Raw genomic sequence first — 3503 nt, forward strand, 5'->3', positions numbered from 1 at the left:
AGGCAAGCTCACCTCCCAAGCCCTGCAAGCTGCGCTGAAAAAATACTTGCAGCACCGGGCCAAGGGGCCAAAGCTGCATCACGGCAAGCAAAGCCTGAAACAGCTGAAAGCCCACGGCGCAGCCCTGACCAACATTGAAGTCACGGAGGCGAACATCGGGGCGTTCAAGCCCTGCGCCAAGAAGTACGGCGTGGACTTTACCCTGCGCAAGGACAAGACCACCCAGCCGCCCCACTACATCGTGATCTTCAAGGCCAAGGATGCGGACAATCTGGAACAGGCGTTCCGGGAGTTCACGGCCAAAACGCTCACCAAGGAGCAGCGGCCCTCTATCCGCAAGGTGCTGGCAGCAGCCAAGCAGAAAGCCGCCCAGCAGCCGAAACGTGCGAAGGAAAAAATCAAGCAAAGGGGGCTGGAACGATGAAGCCTGAACTGAAAAAACTGCTGTTGCTGAATCTGCCGTATCTGCTGTTCGTGTACCTGTTCGCCAAATGCGGGCAGGCGTACCGTCTGGCTGCGGGCGTGGATGCTTCGGCAAAGCTGCTCCACCTGACGAGCGGCATCTCCGCCGCCTTTGCAAACCCGCTGCCCAGCCTGCATCCGTTTGACCTGTGCGTGGGCGTTGTTGGGGCGGTGGCTGTCCGTCTCATTGTGTACAGCAAGGGCAAGAACGCCAAGAAGTACCGCAAGGGTGAAGAATACGGCTCTGCCCGGTGGGGCACCGCCAAGGATATTGCCCCCTACATCGACCCCAAGTTTGAAAACAACATCCTGCTGACCCAGACCGAACGCCTGACCATGACCGGGCGGCCCAAAGACCCCAAGACGGCCCGGAACAAGAATGTGCTGGTGATCGGCGGCTCCGGCAGCGGCAAGACGCGGTTTTACGTCAAGCCCAACCTCATGCAATGTTTCCCCACTTCCGACTATCCCACCTCATTCGTGGTCACAGACCCAAAAGGCACACTGGTTCTCGAAACAGGCCAAATGTTCCAGCGGGCAGGCTACCGGGTGAAAATCCTGAACACGATAAACTTTTCCAAGTCCATGAAGTACAACCCCTTTGTCTACATCCACTCGGAAAAGGACGTGCTGAAGCTGGTGAATACACTTATCGCCAACACCAAGGGCGAGGGCGAAAAGTCAGCGGAAGATTTTTGGGTGAAGTCGGAACGGCTGTTCTACACCGCGCTTATCGGCTACATCTGGTACGAGGCCCCGGCAGAGGAAATGAACTTCACCACCCTGCTGGAAATGATAAACGCCAGTGAAGCCCGCGAGGACGACCCGGATTTTCAAAGCCCGGTAGACCTCATGTTTGAGCGGCTGGAACAGAAAGACCCGGACCACTTCGCCGTCCGGCAGTACAAAAAGTTTTTGCTGTCGGCCGGCAAGACCCGTTCCTCCATCCTGATAAGCTGTGGTGCCCGTTTAGCCCCATTTGACATCCGGGAGGTGCGGGAGCTGATGGAGGACGATGAAATGGAACTGGACACCATTGGGGATGAAAAGACCGTGCTATTTTTGATTATGAGCGACACAGACACCACCTTCAACTTCATTCTCGCCATGCTCCAAAGCCAGCTTATCAACCTGCTGTGTGACCGTGCGGATGATAAATACGGTGGTCGGCTGCCTGTCCATGTGCGGCTGATTCTGGACGAGTTCGCCAACATCGGACAGGTTCCCAACTTCGACAAGCTGATCGCCACCATCCGCAGCCGGGAAATCTCGGCATCCATCATCTTGCAGAGCCAGTCGCAGCTGAAAGCTATCTACAAGGATGCGGCCGAAATCATTTCGGACAACTGCGATTCTGTTCTCTTTTTGAGTGGGCGGGGCAAAAATGCCAAAGAGATCTCCGATGCGCTGGGGAAAGAGACCATCGACAGTTTCAACACCAGCGAGAACCGGGGCTCTCAAACCTCCCACGGACTGAACTATCAAAAATTAGGAAAGGCGTTGATGTCAGAGGACGAAATTGCAATCATGGACGGCGGCAGATGTATTTTGCAGCTGCGTGGCGTGAGGCCGTTCTTCTCGGAGAAGTTCGACATTACCAAACACCCGCACTACAAGTACCTTGCAGACGCGGACAAGAAAAACACCTTTGATGTGGACAGGTTCTTATCCACCCTGCGCCGGAAGCGGCAGCAGGTGGTCGCACAGGACGAAAGTTTTGACCTGTATGAAATTGACCTGTCAGATGAAAATGCAGCCGAATAATTTTATTTTTGAGTGCCGCAGAACAAGCGGCAGAAAGTGAGGACCTTATGGAATTTTTCAACAGCGCAGTCGATACTTTGCAGACCATCGTGGTCGGTCTGGGCGGTGCCCTGTGTGTCTGGGGCGGCATCAACCTGTTGGAGGGCTATGGACAGGATAACCCCGGCAGCAAGAGCCAGGGCGTGAAGCAGCTGGTCGCGGGCGGCGGCGTTGCTCTGATCGGCGTGACCCTTGTCCCGCTGCTGTCCGGGCTGCTGGGCTAAGTCCTGCATCGCTGCCCACAATTTTCCGAACGACTAACACTTAAAATCCTACTCCGCGCTCTCCCTCTCACATGGGAGGGCGCGGGAAAGGAGGTATCTTTGCTTGATTAGTGAGATCATCGAGAAATGGATAAAAGGCATTTTGATAGATGGCATTACGGGCAACCTCTCCGGCCTGTTCGATAACGTGAACGCCAAGGTGGGCGAAATCGCTTCGGATGTCGGCTCTACCCCGCAGGCGTGGAACAGCGGCATTTTCAATATGCTGCGCAGTCTTTCCGAAACGGTGGTGCTGCCCATTGCAGCGGCTATCCTTGCCCTTGTGATGTGCCATGAGCTTATCCAGATGATTACCGAAAAGAACAATATGCACGACTTTGACACCTCCATGTTCTTCCGCTGGATTTTCAAGTCTGCATTTGCCATCCTCATTGTCAGCAACACATGGAACATCGTCATGGGCGTGTTCGATGCCACCCAGAGCGTTGTCAACCAAAGTTCCGGCGTTATCATCGGTGAAACGTCCATCCACTTTGACCGCCTGATACCCGGACTGGAATTTCAGCTGGAAAGCATGACCATCGGCAGTCTGCTCAGCCTGTGGTTCCAGACCCTTGTGGTGGGCCTGACCATGAACATCCTGTCTATCTGTATTTTCCTTGTGACCTACGGCCGCATGATCGAGATTTATGTGGTCACGGCGTTAGGGCCTATCCCGCTTGCCACCATGGGCAGCAGCGAGTGGCGCAGCACCGGGCAGAATTATTTGAAGTCTTTGCTGGCACTGGGTTTCCAAGCGTTCCTGATTATGATTGTCGTGGGCATTTACGCGGTGCTGATACGCAACATTTCGGGCGCGGCGGACATTGCCGGGGCTATCTGGGGCTGCATGGGCTACACCGTTCTACTCTGTTTCTGTCTGTTCAAGACCGGCAGCATCAGCAAATCTGTGTTTGGTGCCCATTGAGAAAGGAGCGTTTGAATGGCGTATGTGACCGTTCCCAAAGATTTGAC

At 54.8% G+C, this 3503-nt stretch carries 4 protein-coding genes; all 4 read left to right on the forward strand.

The annotated features are described in order from the left end of the window. On the forward strand, positions 1 to 424 hold a 424-nt coding region (locus DWY95_RS09550; protein WP_243082687.1), incomplete at its 5' end, for a PcfB family protein. Continuing rightward, the gene (locus DWY95_RS09555) at positions 421 to 2226 is read left to right on the forward strand and encodes a VirD4-like conjugal transfer protein, CD1115 family (protein WP_118553340.1); all 1806 of its coding nucleotides are present in this window, start codon (positions 421 to 423) and stop codon (positions 2224 to 2226) included. The genes DWY95_RS09550 and DWY95_RS09555, both read left to right, overlap by 4 nt. A gap of 47 nt (positions 2227 to 2273) precedes the next feature. Further along, positions 2274 to 2489: a Maff2 family mobile element protein gene (locus DWY95_RS09560; RefSeq protein WP_005922889.1), complete on the forward strand. Its 216-nt coding sequence runs from the start codon at positions 2274 to 2276 to the stop codon at positions 2487 to 2489. Positions 2490 to 2592: 103 nt separating this feature from the next. Then, positions 2593 to 3456: a VirB6/TrbL-like conjugal transfer protein, CD1112 family gene (locus DWY95_RS09565; protein ID WP_005927770.1), complete on the forward strand. Its 864-nt coding sequence runs from the start codon at positions 2593 to 2595 to the stop codon at positions 3454 to 3456. Positions 3457 to 3503 lie beyond the last annotated feature (47 nt).

It is taken from the genome of Faecalibacterium sp. AF28-13AC, from assembly GCF_003478405.1.
GTDB classification, from domain to species: Bacteria; Bacillota; Clostridia; order Oscillospirales; family Ruminococcaceae; genus Faecalibacterium; species Faecalibacterium prausnitzii_E.

Coding starts and splice junctions, on each gene's coding strand:
- DWY95_RS09555 (WP_118553340.1), top strand. CDS start 421: ATGAAGCCTGAACTGAAAAAACTGCTGTTGCTGAATCTGCCGTATCTG.
- DWY95_RS09560 (WP_005922889.1), top strand. CDS start 2,274: ATGGAATTTTTCAACAGCGCAGTCGATACTTTGCAGACCATCGTGGTC.